Origin of the sequence: Agrobacterium sp. Ap1 (assembly GCF_017313375.1) — a bacterium.
In the GTDB taxonomy this organism is placed as follows: domain Bacteria; phylum Pseudomonadota; class Alphaproteobacteria; order Rhizobiales; family Rhizobiaceae; genus Neorhizobium; species Neorhizobium cellulosilyticum.
This window is the reverse complement of the sequence record NZ_JAFLMY010000066.1, coordinates 1-1,388: the sequence shown is the minus strand read 5'-3', so window position 1 is coordinate 1,388 and position 1,388 is coordinate 1. Positions and strand designations below refer to the sequence as shown.

Sequence of the window (1,388 nt, the reverse complement as noted above, 5' to 3'; positions counted from 1 at the left end):
GGCCCCTGAACGGCATCGAAATGTGCCAGAATGAGCTGTTAAGATCTCAATCGAAGGGGCCGCCCATGGACAAGATTATTCGTATTGGCATGGATACGTCAAAGCATGTCTTTCAGCTGCATGGCGTGAATGCTGGAGAGAAGCCGGTCTTGCGTAAGAAAATGCGACGCAAAGAGATGATCGACTTCTTCACGACCTGCCCGCCAACTTCGGTCGCGATCGAGGCCTGTGGTGGTTCTCATCATTGGGCGCGGTTACTCGCCTCATTTGGACATGAGGTAAAGATGATCGCACCACAACTCGCCAAGCCTTACGTTAAGCGGAACAAGAATGACGCTGCCGACGCCGAAGGGCTCTGCGAGGCGATGGCCCGTCCAACGATGCGGTTTGTTCCGGTCAAGACAGTTGATGACCAAGCAGCACTCATGCTGATCAGCGTCCGCACCCGTCTGATAGCCAACCGCACCCAACTCGCCAACGCGATCCGAGGCTACGCCAATGAATTCGGCATTTCCGCGGCTAAGGGGCTAGCACATATTCCGATGCTGCTCGAAAGGATAAAAGGTGAGAAAACCGTGCCAGAGCTCGCGCAGGAATTGTTCATAAGCCAGGCCGAGGAATACGCTGAACTGGAGAAAAAGATTGCGGATGTGGAGGCCAAGGTCAAGGCATGGCAGCGCAACGACGAACGCAGCATACGCCTCAACACCATTCCCGGTATTGGCCCAATTGGTTCGGCTCTCTTGATCATGAAGACACCCGCTCCGGAGCTCTTTCAATCCGGCCGTCAGTTCGCAGCCTGGATAGGGTTGACGCCAAAAGATCACTCGACCGGCGGCAAGCTGCGGCTCGGTGGTATCACGCGAGCCGGCGACGAAGCTCTGCGTGCCGTCTTGGTGGCTGGAGCAACAGCTGTCATTCATCACGCGCGGCGGTCTGGCAGGGCTTCTCGATGGCTAGCGGAACTGCTCACGCGAAAGCCGCCCAAATTGGCAGCTGTCGCACTCGCCAACAAGATGGCGCGCATAGCTTGGAAACTCATGGTCTCGGGAGAGACATACAGCGCAAAATCAGGACCGGCCATACCGGGATTCGCTGCATGAAGATGGGGACGCAAGCAGCCAAGCCGTCCTGATCTTCGCCACGTGTTTGCGATACTACAACTTGCAAGATAATAGCAGATGGTGTGATCGATCGATCCGAGACACAGAATACTCCGAAGATCCCATTGGCCCCTCAAGGCCGTCTTGATGTTTGGCACCTGTGTTGCGGAAACCATCTTGGCCAGCGTTCATGTGCGAACGCCACGAAAGGCCGGACATATGAACGCAAGCGATCAGATCAAATTGTCTCGAAATATCTTGCGGGTCAGGGGCCGTCCACATATG

1 protein-coding gene is annotated in these 1,388 nt (G+C 55.6%); it reads left to right on the top strand.

What is annotated here, in order from left to right:
• Window positions 1-65 precede the first annotated feature (65 nt).
• Window positions 66-1,103, top strand: coding sequence for an IS110 family RNA-guided transposase (locus tag JZX87_RS30955; RefSeq protein ID WP_206829646.1), 1,038 nt, complete (start codon window positions 66-68; stop codon window positions 1,101-1,103).
• Window positions 1,104-1,388 lie beyond the last annotated feature (285 nt).

Coding starts and splice junctions, on each gene's coding strand:
- JZX87_RS30955 (WP_206829646.1), top strand. CDS start 66: ATGGACAAGATTATTCGTATTGGCATGGATACGTCAAAGCATGTCTTT.